This window comes from Actinomadura sp. BRA 177 (assembly GCF_013372625.1).
In the GTDB taxonomy this organism is placed as follows: domain Bacteria; phylum Actinomycetota; class Actinomycetes; order Streptosporangiales; family Streptosporangiaceae; genus Spirillospora.
The window spans coordinates 22,969-38,641 of sequence record NZ_JABXFD010000340.1; the positions used below are offsets into that span (position 1 = coordinate 22,969).

Here is a 15,673-nt window from a genome sequence, read left to right on the forward strand (position 1 = left end):
GTGCTTGCGACCGGTGGTGGTCAGGCGCCGGGGAGGGATAGGTGGCGAGGGTTGGCGACTGTGAGTTTGTCGATGATCGAGGCTCTTACTGCCTCGGTCACCTCGTCCATGCGGGTGTCTAGGCTGCCTTCGCGGATGGCCTTGGCCAGGTCTGTGTCTGATTCGCAGTTGAGGTTGCGGAGGCGTTGCTCGTGGGCGGCCTTGTGGGTTTCGCCTAGGAGGAGTTCTCGGCGGGCTATGGCCAGGGCCGCGGCGGCTACTCGGGCGTGGAAGCGTAGGCGGTCGTCGGGTTGGTCTGCCTGGAGGAGGAACGTGCCTACTGCCTCGATGAGGGCTTGCGCGTCTGGGCGGTCGTGTGGGGGTGTTTCGGTCGGCTGGGCCTTTTCCAAGGGGTCTTGGACGGTTTTGGGTTCGGTTAGGCCCATGGCCAGGAGTAGGTCGTGTTCCTGTTCGCAGACCTTGCGGCCTAGGACGGCGTACTCGATGGACGGGTCCGAGCCGTTCAGGTAGCGCTCGGCCTGGTGGCGGCACAGGATCGTCCAGCGGAGGGTGCCGTAGACCTCCCACCAGTGGAGTTCTTCCGGGGTGGGCGGGGTGCCTCCGGCAGAGGCGTAGCCGGCGAGGAGGTCTTCGCGGGGGCCGAAGCCTCCTACGGGGTGCGGGGAGCCGAAGCGCCAGGCTTTGGTGCAGAGCCAGCCCAGGTCTTCGGCCGGGTCGCCCAGGTGGGTCAGCTCCCAGTCGAGGACGCCTCGGACGGTGGTGCCGTCGATCATCAGGTTGCCGTTGCGGAAGTCGCCGTGGACGACCGTCCGACGGTCTGAGGCTGGTGGACGGTTGTCGTTCAGCCAGCGAAGGGCCAGTTCGACGGCGGGGCGGGGTTCGAAGTTCGTGTAGTGCTCGGTGAGGGCGTCCAGCGGGTCGGCGTCGGGGAGGTCCGGGACGGGTTGCATCGTGTGGAGGCGGGCCAGGATCGCGCCCAGTTCGCGGGCCAGGCCGGGGCGGTCTTCGCGGAGGAGGCGGCGAGGGATTGTTTCGCCTGGTAGGCGCTCCATGATCAGGTATGGCGAGCCGGCCAGGTCGTCGCCGTGGTCGGCCAGGGCCGGGACGGGGACGCCGGCGTCGGCGGCCGAGGCGAGGAGGGCGGCCTCGCGGGCCATCGCGGTCGGGTCGGGTGAACCCGGCGGGTCGCGGCGCAGGATCAGGGCGCGGCCGTCGGCGTCGAACGACCAGGTCTCGCGGCTGGCGCCGCCGGAGAGGCGGCGCAGGCCGGTGATCTCCGCGTTCAGGCGGGCCGCCAGCGCGGCCTCCACGGCGGTCATGCGCGGGCCGCGCGCTGGGCGGCGGCGAGGTCGCGGAGCGGGTCGCTGCCGCGGCTGTCGGCGTACTCCTCGATGCGCGTGATCCGGCCGTCGGAAATGGTGGCGAACAGGCAGGTGGGCAGCTCGACCCGTGTTCCGTCGGGGAGGTTTCCGCGCAGGACGTGCCGCTGGACGTAGCCGTCCGGCAAGGGGTCGCGCCGGATCTCCTCGTAGCGGAAGTCGCGCAGGTTGCGGGACAGCCAGCGGAGGGTGCGGAGGTTGTCGTCGACGTTCTGCTCGGCGGCGTCCCCGTTGTGCCAGATCCGCGCGTCCGGCGCGTAGATCGCGCGGAGCGCGTCGGTGTCTCCCGAGGTGATGGCGGTCATGAAGCGGTCGGCGAGTTCCACGGATCTCCTTCGTCAGGACGGCAGGCCGAGGGCGCGCACGGTCAGAGTGTCCAGGGTGTCCAGGAGGCGGTCGGTGCCCGGGGGGTCGTTGCCCTGGACGAGCCACAGGTACAGCGAATGGTCCACCATCGCGGCGAGGGCGCGGGAGGCCATCTCCGCGTCGAGGTCGGACGGGACGAACCCCGCGCGCTGCCAGCGGGCGATCGCCTTCGCGGAGCGTTCCGCCGAGGCGGCGCGGTGCTTGCGCCGCAACTCCTGGAACTCGGCGTTGAACGTCGCGACCTGCTCGATGATCGCCATCATCTTCGCGTTCCGCAGATACGCCTCGTAGTAGGCGCGGTTGGCGCGGCGGATGCGCGCGGCCGGGGCCGGCCCGGCGGACGGGACGAGGTCATGGTCCGTCATGTCCGCGAACAGGCGGTCCGCGACCTCCAGGAACACCGCCTCCTTCGACGGGAAGTAGGTGTAGAAGGACCCGTAGGCGACACGGGCGTGCCGGGTGATGTGCGCGACGCGGGTCTCCAGGAAGCCGTGCTCCTCGAAGACCTCGCGGGCGGCCGTGAGGAGACGCTCCCTGGTCCGGGCGCCGCGTTCGGTGAGCGGCTGGCCGCCGGGATCGTCCCGCATCGCGTGGTTCCTTTCGCCCGGGGGGTGTTGACAATCCGATGTCAGGAGGAACAGTATCCGAGCATCGAGGAAATTGATATGACTGTCAAGTCAACTTCCAGGGGGCCGTATGGCGAGGCGTCCATGCTGATCAACGACATCGTCGAGTACGCGGCGCGCAAGCATCCCGAGCGCGCCGCCGTCCTGTTCGAGCACCGCGAGATCACGTTCGCCCAGCTCAGGGACAATGTCCGGCGCACGGCGAACGCGCTGCTGACGGTCGCCGAGCCGGGCGACCGGGTGGCCGTGCTGTCCGGGAACCGTCCTGAATACTTCGATCTGTACTACGGCGTCCCGGCGGCCGGGATGGCGCTGACCTTCCTCAACCACCGGCTCCACCCGTCCGAGATCGCGGGCCTCGTCGACCACGCGCAGGCGTCGGTGCTGCTCGTGAGCAGCGAGTACGTCGAGGCGATGGCCGCGCTCCGCGACGCGATGCCGTCGGTGAAGGTCGTCCTGAACCTGGACGACGACTACCTCGACCTGGTCGGGCAGGCGCCCGCCACCGAGCCGCCGCGCGTGGACGAGGACTCCGTCGCCTGGCTCGTCTACACCAGCGGGACGACCGGCACGCCCAAGGGCGTCATGCTCAGCCACCGCAACCTGGTCACCGGCGTGATCAGCTCGGTCGCGCACTGGGAGATCCCGGACGCGACGCGGTTCCTGTTCTGCTTCCCGCTCTGCCACGTCGGCGGCTACACGGCCGTCGTGTACCACCTGCGGGCGGCCACGGTCGGGATCGTCCGGTCCTACGACAACGACACGTTCCTGCGGCTGGTCGCCGACTGGAAGATCACGCAGACGGGCCTCGCGCCGACGATGATCGCGTTCCTGCTCTCGCATCGCGGGATCGAGAAGCATGATCTCGGCACGCTGGAGGCGATCGGGTACGGCGCGTCCGCGATCCCGGCCGAGGTGCTGCGCCGCGGGATGGACGTCCTCGGCTGCGACTTCTACCAGGGCATGGGGATGAGCGAGCTGGGCGGCAACATCCTGCACTTCGGGATCGCCGAGCACCGCCGCGCCGCCGCCGGGGAGACGCACCTGCTCGCCGCCGCCGGCCGCGTCATGGACCTCGCCGACGTCCGCGTCGTGGACGAGGACTTCCGGGACGTCCAGGACGGCGAGCCCGGCGAGATGGTCGTCCGCTGCGACCAGGTGATGCGCGGCTACTGGCGCGAGCCCGAACTGACCGCCGCCGCGTTCCGGGACGGCTGGTTCCGCACCGGCGACGTCGTCCGGCGGGACGCGGAGGGCATGGTCTACATCGTCGACCGCATCAAGGACATGATCATCACGGGCGGGGAGAACGTGGCGTCCCGCGAGGTCGAGCAGGTGCTGTACCGGCATCCGGCGATCGCGGACGCGGCCGTGTTCGGCGTCCCCGACCCGCGCTGGGGCGAGGCGGTCTGCGCGGCCGTCGTGGCGCGCGAGGCGCTGGACGCGGACGACGTGATCGCGTTCGCCCGCGAGCATCTCGGCGGCTACAAGGTGCCGCGCCGCATCGAGTTCGTCGGCGAACTTCCCCGCAACGTCGCCGGCAAGGTCCTGAAACGCGACCTGCGATCCCGATTCAAGGAGGTCTCATGAGCAACACCGAGTTCGAACTCGGCGGAATCAACCATCTGGCGCTCGTGTCGTCCGACATGAAGCGCACCATCGACTTCTACTCCGGCGTCCTCGGAATGCCGCTCATCAAGACGCTGGACCTGCCCGGCGACATGGGCCAGCATTTCTTCTTCGACTGCGGCGGCGGCGACTGCGTGGCGTTCTTCTGGTTCCCGAACTCGCCGGACGGCGTCCCCGGGATCTCCGCCCCGGCCGGACGCCCGGAGCAGGGCGAACTCGTCAGCGCGGTCGGGTCGATGAACCACGTCGCCTTCCACGTCCCGCCCGAGAAGTTCGAGGAGTACCGGAAGCGGCTCAAGGAGAAGGGCGTCACGGTCAGCCCCATCCTGAACCACGACGACAGCCCGGCGACCGTCGCCAGTGAAATGCACGACGGGGTGTTCGTCCGCTCCTTCTACTTCCAGGACCCGGACGGAATCCTCCTCGAATTCGCCTGCTGGACCCGGACGTTCGACGAATCCGACGTCTCCCACGAACCCAAGACCGACGCCGACCGCACCGCCCCGAAGGAGCAGCATGCCCCGACTGCGTGAGGTTCCCCGCGCCGAAGTCACCGACGAGCGCATCCTCTTCTTCTACGACAAACTCTTCGCACCCGACCGCGACCCGGCCGTCGACCACGGCACCGCGACCGGCTCGCCCGGCGACTGGTGGACGGTGTTCGCCCAGTCCCCCGACGTGTTCCGGCACGCCGTCCGCGGCTTCTCGCTCTACCGGAACGCCGACCTCGACCCCGTGCTGCGCGAACTGGGCCAGTGCCGGGCGGGCTGGGCGCGCGGCAGCCAGTTCGTGTTCTCCCAGCACTGCAAGCAGATGCGCGCCCTCGGAATGGACGAGGCGAAAATCGAGTCCATTCCCCATTGGCAGACGGCCGACTGCTATTCACCCCTGGAACGAGCGGTCCTCGCCTACACCGACTGCCTCGTCCTGGACGGCGGCCGCACACCTGACGCGGTATTCGAGAAGCTCAAGGAGCACCTCTCCGACAAGGAGATCCTGCAGCTCACCTACATCACCTGCATGTACGACATGCACGCGACGATGTCCCGCGCGCTCCGCCTGGAATTCGACGACCGTCCCGAGCCGATCACCGAGGTCGCGGCGCCCGAGGGCTACGGCAACCGCGACATCTCGGCCGACCTGTCCGGGGAGCGCTGATGCTCTTCCCCGTGCCCGACCGGGTCCGCGACGTCCGGGACGCCGTGCACGCCTTCATCACCGAACGCGTCGAACCGGCCGAAACCGCCCTCAACGCCGGCGACCGCGAGAAACTCCGGCAACTCCGCGAGGAGGCGAAGGCCGAGGGCCTCTGGGCGCTCGGCCACCCGACCGAACTCGGCGGCGGCGGCCTGCCGTTCCTCGACTACGTCTACGTCAACGAGGTGCAGGGACGCAGCGAATGGGGCCAGCTCGCCCTGGGCACGTTCACCCTCCAGGACTCGCTGATGCTGCACAAGTACGCGAGCCCCCGCTGGCGTGAGCGCTACCTGGCCCCGATGGTCGCCGGCGAGGTCTCCCCGAGCTTCGCCATGACCGAACCCGATTACGCGGGCTCAGACCCCACCCAACTCCAGACAAAGGCCGTCCTGGACGGCGACCACTGGGTCATCAGCGGCCGCAAATGGTTCACCACAGGCGCCGCCCAAGCCGCCTACACAACGGTCATGTGCCGCACCGAGCCCGAGGGCACGCCCCCGCACCGCTCGTTCAGCATGATCGTCGTCCCGACCGACACACCGGGATACCGAATCGTCCGGGAAACACCCGTCCTGGGCATCAACGGCGGCCACTACGAAGTCGCCTACGACGACGTCCGCGTCCCGGCCGACAACCTGCTCGGCCCGCGCGGCCACGGCTTCGTCATCGCCCAGGACCGCCTGGGCCCCGGCCGCATCTTCCACTGCATGCGCTGGCTGGGCCAGGCCCAGCGCGCCTTCGAACTGATGTGCGCCCGCCTGGGCACCCGAGTCGCCTTCGGCGAGCCGCTCTCCGCGAAGCAGCTCATGCAACAGCACGTCTTCGACTCCTACACCGAGATCCAGTCGTCCCGCCTCCTCACCCTCCAGGCCGCCGAGCAGATCGACGCGGGCAGCCATAGCCTTGGGGCGAATGCACGCATCGAGATCGGCGCCATCAAGGTCGTCGGCGCCCGCATGCTGCACAACGTCATCGACCGGGCCGTCCAGGTCCACGGCGCCGCCGGCCTCACCGACGACACGCCCCTCTCCCGCATGTACCGCCACGCCCGCGAGGCCCGCGTCTACGACGGCCCGGACGAGGTCCACATCCAGAGCACCGCCCGCCGCATCCTCCGCGAGATGGCCTGACCCTCAGATCGCTGCTGGGGGTCCAGGCATGAAGGAAAGAGATTGAAGATCACCAAGCTGGCCGACGGCCTGATGTTCCCGGAAGGACCGACCGTCCTCCCCAACGGCGACGTTCTGGTCGTCGAGCTGCACCGCGGCACCCTGACCCGCGTCAGGCCGGACGGCACCACGTCCATCGCCGCCGAAACGGGCGGCGGCCCGAACGGCTCGGCACTGGGCCCGGACGGACGCGTCTACATCGCCAACTCCGGCGGCCTCAACCGCTTCGAGGTCGGCGGCTTCGTCTTCGCCGGCGGCATCCCGGACGACTACAAGAGCGGCAGCATCCAGGCCGTCGACCTCTCCGACGGCTCGGTCGAGACCCTCTACTCCGACGGCCTGCGCGGCCCCAACGACCTCGTCATCGACGCCCACGGCGGCATCTACTTCACCGACTACGGCAAGAGCGACGGCGTCACCGGCGACAAGGGCCGCCTCTTCTACGCCGAACCGGACGGCTCGTCCATCGAAATGATCGCCGCCGGCATGGAGGGCCCCAACGGCATCGGCCTGTCTCCCGACGGCAAGCGCCTCTACGTCAGCGAGACCTACACGGCCCGCGTCTGGTGGTGGGACGTCACCGCCCCCGGCGAGATCAAGGGCGGCAGGTCACTCGGCGGCTCGGGCGGCGGCAACTTCCTCTACACGGCCCCCGACTACACCAATTTCGACTCCCTGGGCGTGGACGGCCACGGCAATGTCTGCGTCGCCTCCATGGTCCACGCAGGCATCTCGATCGTCAGCCCCAAGGGCGACCTGGTCCGCTTCGTGGACATCAACGTCGACAACGACCCGGGCATCACCAACATCACCTGGGGCGGCGAGGACATGCGAACCGCCTACGTGACCGCCTCCAGCACCGGCCAGCTCCTCAAGATCGAGAACTGGCCCCACCCCGGCCTGGTCCTCAACCACGCCACGGCCTAGGGCTGGAGGAGGAAGAGCTTTCGGTCGACGCGGTCGAGGGCGCCGCCGCGGCCGAAGACGAGGCCGGTCGCGAAGTCGACCAGCTGCTTGGCCTCGGCGTCCGGCAGGTCGGTCAGGTCCATGAGGACGGGCACGCCCTTGCGGAAGAAGTGCCCGACGTACAAGACCTCGTTGTAGTTCTGGGGACGCAGCGACTTGACCACCGTGCCAGTCTGCCCGTCTCCCGCCCGAGGTCAAGGGCCGGCATGTCCTCGGGAGGACGTCAGGAGGGCTTGACGTCAGGGAGCCTTGACGCGCATGCTCGGGGCATGGTTACTCCAGATGGGATCGAGCAGGACGTCACGTTGACGAGTGCGGCCGTCCGGTATGACGAGCTGTGGGTTCGGGACGCCGTCGGGGAGGTGGCACTTGAGCGCGGGGAGGTGTTGGAGCTTCTCGCGCTCGGGGAGGTCATCGCCCGCAAGGCGGTCTACGGGCGGCAGCTCGCCGTGCGGTCGGCGCGGCGGGCCGGGGCTTCGTGGGCGCAGATCGGGGGGGCGCTCGGGGTCAGTAAGCAGGCCGCCTGGGAGGCGCATGGCCGGTGGATCGACGACCAGGCCGAGCAGCACCGGGACAGTGACTACCAGGGGCTGGACGAGGAGCAGGCCGCGGCGTTGCGCAGGCTCGCCGGGAGCGTGGACGAATAGCCGGCGCCGGGCGCGTCCACGCGGAAGTCTCGCTGAATATGGTGGTCGTCGCGTTTTTCTGGTGGCTGGAGTTTCCCGAGGTGGCGTAAGGGAAATCTGCCTGCTAGAGGGAACGGAGGCGATTGGCATGGAGGTCGTTCTCGAAATGACCCTGCCGAGGAACGCCGAGAGCGCTCCGCTGGTGCGGCACACGCTCGACGCCTCTCTCCGCGGCCTCGGGGTGGGATCCGAGGTCCGTGCCGATATCGCGCTCGCTCTGGGAGAGGCGTGCGCGAACGTCATCCAGCACGCCGCGGCCGGAATGGAGTACGAGGTCCGGGCGCGGATGGACGGGGCGAGATGCGTCGTGGAGGTCATCGACGGCGGCACCGGCGCGGAGGAGACCGAGTGGGAGTCCCTGCAGGTGGCGCCGCTCGCCGAGCATGGCCGGGGGCTTCAGTTGATGCGGGCGTTCACGGAAGAACTTCATATAGCCGACCGGGTGCACCGGAACGGCGCGATCGTGCATTTTGAGAAGTCGCTGGCGGGCTGACGGCCCGGCGAAGGCCCGCCGGGCCGTCAGGTCTGTCAGCCGGTGACCGGCAGGTCGTGCTGCACCGGGCTCGGCGCGGGCGCCTCGGACGGGGTCCGCACGGGGGCGCCCTGGCCGCAGGTGGCGGACGCGACGCGCAGCGCGCCCTTGCCGCCGGGCAGCATCAGCTCCAGCGCGGTGACGGCGAGCCGGCCGTCCGCGGTGCGCTGCTGCTTGTTGAGGGTCAGCGAGGTGCGGCCGAGGCCGTCCACGTCGACCGGGATGGTGGTGTTCGGCGGCGGCGTGGAGTCCAGCCGCTTGCCGGCGAGGACGGCGTGCGCGAGGTTCGCGGTCCCCTGGCCGTTCACGCACTTCGCGGAGACGGCGCTCGCGGCCAGCTTCGCGGTCGGGACGGCGAGCCGCGCGACGGACGACTTCGCGCGGGCGGCGGAGGCGCTGACGTCCAGCGCGGACGCCTTGACCAGCTTGGTGTGGTCCTCCCGCAGCAGGCTCTTGCTGACCTTGCCCGTGGTGGACGAGACGGCGGGCACCGGCGGGACGGCGAGCGGCCCGGTGACCGTCAGCCCGTACGCGGAGCCCTCACCGGAGGGCGCGGCGGCCAGCGCCGGGGCGGCCAGGGCCGGGGTGGCGGCGGCGAGGCCGCCGGCGAGCAGGCCGACCGTGAGGGCATGGCTGTATCGCATGGATGTGCTCCGTTTCTTGAGAGTTCAGGCGGTGATGAACACCAGCGAGCCGAGCGGGACGCGGGACAGCGCCTTGAGCGCGTCCGCGGGGACCCGCACGCAGCCGTGCGTGACGGCCTTGCCGAACACGGAGGCGTCGGGCCAGCCGTGCAGGGCGACGGTGCCGGGCCCGCCGCCGAAGGTGTCCAGGGTCGCCGAGTGCGTGCCGAGCGGCAGGACGATCGGGCTCTGCTTCTTGTCGGGCGGCTCGATCGAGGCCATGACGAACGTCCGGCCGGGCGGCGTCGGGGTCTTGGCGCCGCCGACCGCGACCGTCCACCGGCCGGTCTGCCGCCCGGACTTGAGCAGCGTGAGCCGCCGGTGCCCGAGATCGACCCGGACGGTGTAGGGCGTGTGCGCGGTCCGCAGCCCGGTGCCGGAGATCCAGCCGCTCGCCTGGTTGGGGCGGCTCGGCAGCAGCACGCGCCGCCATTCGCCCGAACTCTCCACCACGGGCACCCAGGTGGGCCCGCCCAGTTCGGTGGTGGGGAGGGTGGCGACGCGGCGCCCGCCCGGACGGTCCAGCACGGGCGCCGCCTTGGTCGGGTGCACGACGAGGCCGTCGGTGGCGCCGTCCGGCGTCGTGTCCTTGGGCGCGCCGGACAGGGTGCTGTACGTGGTGGCCTCGGGGACCTTGGCGGCCCCGGCCTCCGCCGCGGCCGCCGGCCGCCCGGTGTCCTTGTCCGGCGCCGTGCCGTGGGCGGTCGAGCCGCCGCATCCGCCGAGCAGGAGCACGGCGGCGGCCGCCGGGAGGAGCCCGGCGGCGGTGCCGGCCCGGCGGGAATGCCGCCGGGCATTGATGGTCGCCATGGGCCGCGATGTTAGTGGTGGTGAAGGCGCGCGTAGCGGGAATGGCGAAAACGCGCCGCGAGCCGCCATTGCAAAGAATGATAATTGCCAATTTTGTAGGTGCTTTGCGGAGCGTCGTAACTTTCCCGAATAAAAGCGGACGAGTCAGGCGAGCATGGAGAAGGAGCCGCCCTCGTCGTCCGGCTTGGAGGCAGCGTCGTGGAACTCCGTGAGCCCCCGCAGCAGCGCGGCGCGCGCGGACGCCGGCATCATCTCCAGCACGCGGGCGAGCTCCTCCAGCCGCCGCCCCCGCAGCCGGCCGAGCAGCGCCCGCCCGTCCGCGCTCAGCCGGACGGTGACCTCGCGGCGGTCCCGGCCGGGGTCGCGGGTCAGCAGCCCGGCCGCCTCCAGCCGGTCGCACAGCCGGCTCGCCGAGCTCACCAGCGCGCCCAGCTCGCCCGCCAGGCTGCTGATGTTGACCGGACCGCGCTCCAGGACGAACAGGGCGCGCAGTTGCGTGGACGGGACGGGTACATCCGGGGCATTGTGAGCGCGCGACCAGATGTTCATCAGGGTGGAGGCCGCGTCGTCCAGGGCCGCCGCGGAATCCACGGCTCCCTCACCCGGCGTGTCCACCATGCCTTCCACTGTTACATACGACGTCGCCGACGGCATCCCTGGACCTGCGGGTCCACGCGGTGCCGAGGGCGGCTCGGCCCCTACCCCGGCGAGGATCGCGATGCATGAGGAATCCGCGGCGGACGAACTGCCGCCGGCGATCGAGGAGGCGCTCTGGGCGGCTCCGCCGCACGAGCTGATCGACGTCGCGACCGGTCTGCTCGAACGGCACGCGGGCGCCGCCGCCGAGGTGCTCCTGATCGACTACCGGCAGGCGTTCCTCGTCCGGACCGTCCCCGAGGAGGACGGCGACGAGGGCCTGCCGGTCGACAACACCGCCCCCGGCCACGCGTTCGCCGCGCAGCGGACGGTCAGCGAGGGCGACGCCGCCCACCTGCCGATGACCGTGAAGGGCGAGCGCCTCGGCGTGCTGACCGTGCGCGTCCGGGACGGCGGGCCGGACTGGCTGGACGCGTTCGCCGCCGTCCTCGCCCGCGCGCTGAAGATCGCCGACCAGGGCACCGACCTGTACCGGCGGCTGCGCCGGCGGACGCGGCTGACGCTCGCCGCCGAGATGCAGTGGGACCTGCTGCCCCCGCCCGCCTACGACGCCGCCGAGTTCCGCTTCGCCGGGCAGCTCGAACCCGCGTACGCGGTGTGGGGCGACAACTTCGACTGGTCGGTGTCCGCCGAGACGTTCACGCTGACGGTCGGCAACGGGATGGGCTCGGGGACGACCTCGGCCGCGCTCACCCACCTGGCGGTCAGCGCGCTGCGCAACGCGCGGCGGTCCGGCGCCGGCATCACCGACCAGGCCGCGCTCGGCGACCAGACGCTGTTCGCGCGGCACCGCGGTGAGCAGCACGTGGCCACGCTGCTGATGGAGTTCGAACTCGACACGGGACGGATCCGGGTGGTGGACGCGGGCTCGCCGCAGATCTACCGGTCGCGCGGCGGCGTCACCGACCGGATCGAGTTCGACGCGCAGATGCCGCTCGGGATGTTCGGCGACACCCGCTACGTGACCGAGGAGTTCACCGTCGAGCCGGGCGACCGGCTGGTCGTCGTCAGCGACGGGGTGCACACCGCGCTGTCCCCGTCCGGCGTCCCGTTCGGGCGGTCGGCGCTGTTCCAGGCGCTCCGCGCGACCCGGCTGCAGGATCCGCCGGAGGCCGTCCGCAGCATGATCCGGAGCTTCGTCGACTACCACGATGAGACGAGCCCGGCCGACGACGCCGTGATCGTCTGCATCGACTGGACGGGACGCGGCGCCTGAGAACGGTCAGCGCGGCAGCTTCACCACGGTCACGAAGAAGTTGTCGATCTGGCGGACGACCGAGATGAACTGGTCGAAGTCGACCGGCTTGGTGACGTAGGCGTTGGCGTGCAGGTGGTAGCTGCGCAGGATGTCCTCGTCGGCCTCGGACGTCGTCAGCACGACGACGGGGATGCGGCGCAGGTCGTCGTCCGCCTTGATCTCGCCGAGGACCTCGCGGCCGTCCTTGCGCGGCAGGTTGAGGTCCAGCAGGATCAGGTCGGGACGGGGCGCGTTCACGTACTCGCCCTCCCGGCGCAGGAACGCCATCGCCTGCTCGCCGTCGTTCACGACGCTCAGCGTGTTGTTGACCTTGTTGTGCTCGAACGCCTCGACGGTCAGCAGGACGTCGCCGGGGTCGTCCTCGACGAGCAGGACCTCGATGGGGTGCGGGGCTTCGTTCACGTGTCGTCTCCGTTGCCTATGTGGGACTGGACCGGCAGGGTCCAGCGGAAGGTGGTGCCGGGCTCCGCGCCCTCCTCGCGGGCGTCCAGCCAGATCCGGCCGCCGTGGAACTCGACGATCTTCTTGCAGAGCGCCAGCCCGATGCCCGTGCCGGTGTACTCGTCCCGCGGGTGCAGCCGCTGGAAGATCAGGAAGATGCGGTCGGCGTACCGGGGCTCCACGCCGATGCCGTTGTCGGCGCAGCCGAACACCCACTCGTCACCGTCGCGGCGGGCGTCGATGACGACCCGGGGCGGCACGCCCTCGCGGCGGAACTTGATCGCGTTGCCGATGAGGTTCTGGAAGAGCTGGGTGAGCTGCGTGCGGTCGCCGGGAACGTGCGGCAGGTCGCCGAGCTCCACCTCGGCGCCGGTCTCCTCGCGCAGCGCCGTCAGGTTGTCCATGGCCTGCCGCGTGACGGCCGCCAGGTCGATGGACTCCTCCGGCTGCGTCATCCGGCCGACCCGGGAGAAGCTCAGCAGGTCGTTGATGAGGGCCTGCATGCGCTTGGCGCCGTCCACGGCGAACGCGATGTACTGCTGCCCGCGGTCGTCCAGCTGGTCCCCGTACCGGCGCTCGATCATCTGGCAGAAGCTCGCGACCTTGCGCAGCGGCTCCTGCAGGTCGTGGCTCGCGACGTAGGCGAACTGCTCCAGCTCGGCATTGGACCGGCGCAGCTCGCCGGTCTGCTCGTTGAGCTGCCGGGTCTTCTCCTCGCTGATCTGCCACTGCCGGATGATCCGGTTGCGCATCGCGTCGATGATCGCGGCCAGCTCGTTGATCTCGGCCGGGCCGGGGACGTCCAGCGGGGCCCCGAAGTCGCCCCGGGAGACGGCGCGGACGCGCTCGGTCAGCGACGACACCGGCGTCAGCACGGTCCGGCGGAGCAGCACGGCGAGCGCCAGCGCGGCCACGACCACCAGGATCAGCGCGGCGACCGTCGACCACAGTGCCGCGCTCGCGCGGGACTGCAGCTTCGCGGCGGTCCGGTCGTGCAGCTTCGTGATGCCGACCTGCAGCGGCGTCATGTCGCCGCGCGCCCGGTTGAGCAGCAGCCGCGCGCCCTGGCTCTGCTCGGCCTCGATGCCGTGCCCGCCGGGTCCGGCCGCGATCACGTCGGCGAACGCCCTGCGCCACGCGGCGGAGTCGCGGGTCGCCTGGTCCAGCAGGCGGTCGACGTCGTCGCTGCCCGGCACCCCGGACAGCAGCCGGCGCATCGTGGCGGCGGAGTCCGCCTCCTGCCGCACGGCCTCGCGGTACTCGGCGAGGTGCGCGTCCCGGCCGTCCTGCGCGTAGTCGCGGATGGCCATGTCCTGGTTGGTGACGGCGGTCGACAGCCGGAACTGCTCCAGCGTCGCCGGGTCCACCTGGTTGACGAGGACGTCCCGCGCCTGGTTGTTCCCGTAGAGCGCGGTCCCGGCCTGCGCGAAGGCGATCAGCAGCAGCAGGCCGAGGACGACCGCGCCGATCTGGTAGATCCGGACGAGCCGCAGCCGGCCGATCCCGTGCCCCTCGGGCAGGTCCGCCGCGGGCAGCACGACGGCCGGCCCGCTGATCCGCAGCTCCCGGCTGAGCTCGGCGCCGCGCGCCTCCGCCGTGCCCGGTTTCGGTCCCTGCACGCTCATCAGCCGTCCCCCCGGCTCAGCAGCAGGACGGCCAGGTCGTCGGACAGGACGTCCCCGTTCAGCCGTTCCGCCTCGGCGATGAGCCCGTCGATGAGCTCGTCGCCGCGCCGGCCGTCGCCGTGCGCGATCTTCGCCAGCTCGACCAGCCCGGACAGGTCGAGGTACCCGTCGCCGTCATGGCCCTCGATCAGCCCGTCGGTGTAGAGCAGCAGCGTCCAGGACTCGCCGAGGTCGAGGTCGAGCGCGGGCCGAACAGCAGCGGCGGCGGGTGCCCGGCCCGGTACAGCCGGGCGCCGCGCCGGTCGGGCGCGATCGTCAGCATGCACAGGGTGGTGAAGATCTCCTCGGCCCAGCGCTCGTGCTGCAGGACGGCGTCGAGCGTGTCCAGGAGACCCGATCCGGTGTTCCCGGCGAGGACGAGCGTCCGCCACGCCATGCGGAGCCGCACCCCGAGGGACGCCTCGTCGGCGCCGTGCCCGCTGACGTCGCCGATCACGACGTGGACGGCGCCGTCCTCGGTCTCGACGGTGTCGTGGAAGTCGCCGCCGAGCAGCGCCCGGTCGCGTCCCGGCCGGTAGCGGGTGTGGTGCCGCAGCGTGCCGTCGTGCAGGATCGGGACGGGCAGCAGGCCGCGTTCCAGCCGGGCGTTCTCCCGGCTCAGCGCCCGCGCCTCGACCAGCTGCCGCTCCGACTCGTCGGCGCGCTGGCGCTCGATCGCGTAGCTGATCGCGCGGGTGAGCAGCGCGCCGTCCACGTCCTGCTTGACGAGGTAGTCCTGGGCGCCGGCGGCGACGGCCTCCACGCCGACGTGCGCGTCGTCGAGGCCGGTCAGCACGAGGACGGCGGTGGTGGGCGCGTGGGCGCGCATCTGGTGGAGCGCGTCGAGTCCCTGCGCGTCCGGCAGCGAGAGGTCGACGATGACGCACTGGATGTCCGGGCGCAGCGCGTCGAGGGCTTCCCGGAGCGTGGTCGCGACGGTGATCCGGACGCTGGGCTGGGCCTCGGCGAGCAGCTCCTCGAACAGGAACGCGTCGCCCGGATCGTCCTCGACGAGGAGGAGGTGCGGGGAGCCGGCCACGCCGAGGAGTCGCTCCGCACCGCGACTGTGCATCGCGGCCATGTCTCAGCTCCTTCGGTCCGGCGCACCGGGCGGTTCAGGCGGGGTTTGTTGTCGCCGAGCAAATATTAAGGGCACTTGGCAGCCGGAATGCACAGCAAACGCCCGAAACGGCGACTCTGACCGCCCAACCTACTTCCGTCGCGCACGGTAGCGCCGCGCCCCGCACCCGATTTCCACAACCGGTCGGACCCACGTTTCCCCGGTCGGGTGTAACAAGGACGCTCGTCCGGCCACTACCTCGTGACATGAACACCTGGACGGACGGAGGCGCGGTGGCAGACGACAGCGGCGGAGGGACGGGCGGTGAACCGGCGTGACCCCGGATGAGCGGCGCTTCACCGCGATCTACGACGCGTACCGCCAGAACGTGTGGGCGCACGCCGCCGGCCGCGCCGGGCGGCAGGCCGCGGACGAGGTGGTGAGCGAGACGTTCGCGATCGCGTGGCGGCGGTTCGCCGACGTCCCCGACTCGGCCCTGCCGTGGCTGCTCGGCGTCGCGCGGAACGTGCCTGTCCCTTATTACACTCTC

18 protein-coding genes and 1 pseudogene are annotated in these 15,673 nt (G+C 70.9%); 9 read left to right on the plus strand and 10 right to left on the minus strand.

Translation table 11 applies throughout. From position 1 onward, the window contains the following. Window positions 1-20: 20 nt before the first annotated feature. From HUX53_RS18140 to HUX53_RS18150, 3 genes are read right to left on the minus strand one after another with little or no spacing between them, the layout of a single operon-like run. The gene (locus tag HUX53_RS18140; protein ID WP_176404393.1) at window positions 21-1,319 is read right to left on the minus strand and encodes a phosphotransferase; all 1,299 of its coding nucleotides are present in this window, start codon (window positions 1,317-1,319) and stop codon (window positions 21-23) included. Then, window positions 1,316-1,705 carry a nuclear transport factor 2 family protein gene (locus HUX53_RS18145; protein WP_217919582.1) on the minus strand — a complete coding sequence of 130 codons (390 nt, stop codon included), beginning with the start codon at window positions 1,703-1,705 and terminating at the stop codon, window positions 1,316-1,318. The genes HUX53_RS18140 and HUX53_RS18145 overlap by 4 nt, the downstream gene beginning before the upstream one ends. A gap of 12 nt (window positions 1,706-1,717) precedes the next feature. Then, complete coding sequence (locus HUX53_RS18150) at window positions 1,718-2,332, minus strand: TetR/AcrR family transcriptional regulator (RefSeq protein ID WP_217919583.1); 615 nt, start codon at window positions 2,330-2,332, stop codon at window positions 1,718-1,720. A 123-nt stretch (window positions 2,333-2,455) separates the two neighbouring features. Between HUX53_RS18150 and HUX53_RS18155 the strand changes: the two genes are divergently transcribed. The 5 genes from HUX53_RS18155 to HUX53_RS18175 are packed head-to-tail and all read left to right on the plus strand — an operon-like array spanning window position 2,456 to window position 7,293. Further along, entirely contained in the window at window positions 2,456-3,961 is a 1,506-nt protein-coding gene (locus tag HUX53_RS18155) for a class I adenylate-forming enzyme family protein (protein ID WP_176404394.1), read from the plus strand. Then, on the plus strand, window positions 3,958-4,533 hold the full coding sequence (locus tag HUX53_RS18160; RefSeq protein WP_176404395.1) for a VOC family protein: 576 nt from the start codon (window positions 3,958-3,960) through the stop codon (window positions 4,531-4,533). Before HUX53_RS18155 ends, HUX53_RS18160 begins: the two co-directional genes overlap by 4 nt. Continuing rightward, window positions 4,517-5,158 (plus strand): carboxymuconolactone decarboxylase family protein, encoded by a 642-nt coding sequence (locus HUX53_RS18165; protein ID WP_176404396.1) that lies wholly within the window; start codon window positions 4,517-4,519, stop codon window positions 5,156-5,158. Before HUX53_RS18160 ends, HUX53_RS18165 begins: the two co-directional genes overlap by 17 nt. Further along, window positions 5,158-6,327 carry an acyl-CoA dehydrogenase family protein gene (locus tag HUX53_RS18170; protein WP_176404397.1) on the plus strand — a complete coding sequence of 390 codons (1,170 nt, stop codon included), beginning with the start codon at window positions 5,158-5,160 and terminating at the stop codon, window positions 6,325-6,327. Before HUX53_RS18165 ends, HUX53_RS18170 begins: the two co-directional genes overlap by 1 nt. Before the next feature lie 42 nt (window positions 6,328-6,369). After that, complete coding sequence (locus HUX53_RS18175; RefSeq protein ID WP_217919584.1) at window positions 6,370-7,293, plus strand: SMP-30/gluconolactonase/LRE family protein; 924 nt, start codon at window positions 6,370-6,372, stop codon at window positions 7,291-7,293. On the opposite strand, the gene sepF is transcribed toward HUX53_RS18175, so the two are convergent. Next, on the minus strand, window positions 7,290-7,496 hold the full coding sequence (gene sepF, locus HUX53_RS18180; protein ID WP_176404398.1) for a cell division protein SepF: 207 nt from the start codon (window positions 7,494-7,496) through the stop codon (window positions 7,290-7,292). The two genes, HUX53_RS18175 and sepF, sit on opposite strands and share 4 nt — an antisense overlap. A gap of 105 nt (window positions 7,497-7,601) precedes the next feature. Between sepF and HUX53_RS18185 the strand changes: the two genes are divergently transcribed. Next, the gene (locus tag HUX53_RS18185) at window positions 7,602-7,979 is read left to right on the plus strand and encodes a hypothetical protein (RefSeq protein WP_176404399.1); all 378 of its coding nucleotides are present in this window, start codon (window positions 7,602-7,604) and stop codon (window positions 7,977-7,979) included. Window positions 7,980-8,106: 127 nt separating this feature from the next. Beyond that, entirely contained in the window at window positions 8,107-8,511 is a 405-nt protein-coding gene (locus HUX53_RS18190; protein ID WP_176404400.1) for an ATP-binding protein, read from the plus strand. A gap of 35 nt (window positions 8,512-8,546) precedes the next feature. On the opposite strand, the gene HUX53_RS18195 is transcribed toward HUX53_RS18190, so the two are convergent. The 3 genes from HUX53_RS18195 to HUX53_RS18205 all read right to left on the minus strand — a co-directional run bounded on the left by HUX53_RS18195 (window position 8,547) and on the right by HUX53_RS18205 (window position 10,634). Further along, window positions 8,547-9,194: a choice-of-anchor P family protein gene (locus tag HUX53_RS18195; RefSeq protein ID WP_176404401.1), complete on the minus strand. Its 648-nt coding sequence runs from the start codon at window positions 9,192-9,194 to the stop codon at window positions 8,547-8,549. Between the two features lie 24 nt (window positions 9,195-9,218). Continuing rightward, the gene (locus tag HUX53_RS18200; protein WP_176404402.1) at window positions 9,219-10,043 is read right to left on the minus strand and encodes a L,D-transpeptidase; all 825 of its coding nucleotides are present in this window, start codon (window positions 10,041-10,043) and stop codon (window positions 9,219-9,221) included. A gap of 144 nt (window positions 10,044-10,187) precedes the next feature. After that, window positions 10,188-10,634 carry a MarR family transcriptional regulator gene (locus HUX53_RS18205; RefSeq protein WP_309237302.1) on the minus strand — a complete coding sequence of 149 codons (447 nt, stop codon included), beginning with the start codon at window positions 10,632-10,634 and terminating at the stop codon, window positions 10,188-10,190. A gap of 127 nt (window positions 10,635-10,761) precedes the next feature. On the opposite strand from HUX53_RS18205, the gene HUX53_RS18210 reads away from it, so the two are divergent. After that, window positions 10,762-11,916, plus strand: a complete 1,155-nt coding sequence (locus tag HUX53_RS18210; protein ID WP_176404404.1) for a PP2C family protein-serine/threonine phosphatase — start codon at window positions 10,762-10,764, stop codon at window positions 11,914-11,916. Between the two features lie 6 nt (window positions 11,917-11,922). On the opposite strand, the gene HUX53_RS18215 is transcribed toward HUX53_RS18210, so the two are convergent. The 3 genes and pseudogenes from HUX53_RS18215 to HUX53_RS18225 form a co-directional block, all read right to left on the minus strand. Continuing rightward, a complete protein-coding gene (locus HUX53_RS18215; RefSeq protein ID WP_176404405.1) occupies window positions 11,923-12,360 on the minus strand; it encodes a response regulator in 438 nt (145 codons plus the stop codon). Further along, on the minus strand, window positions 12,357-14,024 hold the full coding sequence (locus HUX53_RS18220) for an ATP-binding protein (protein WP_176404406.1): 1,668 nt from the start codon (window positions 14,022-14,024) through the stop codon (window positions 12,357-12,359). Before HUX53_RS18220 ends, HUX53_RS18215 begins: the two co-directional genes overlap by 4 nt. After that, window positions 14,024-15,144, minus strand: a pseudogene (locus HUX53_RS18225) (PP2C family protein-serine/threonine phosphatase). The gene HUX53_RS18220 and the pseudogene HUX53_RS18225 overlap by 1 nt, the downstream one beginning before the upstream one ends. Before the next feature lie 313 nt (window positions 15,145-15,457). Here HUX53_RS18225 and HUX53_RS18230 point away from each other — a divergent pair. Next, the coding region (locus HUX53_RS18230) for a sigma factor (RefSeq protein WP_309237303.1) at window positions 15,458-15,673 on the plus strand (216 nt) is incomplete at its 3' end.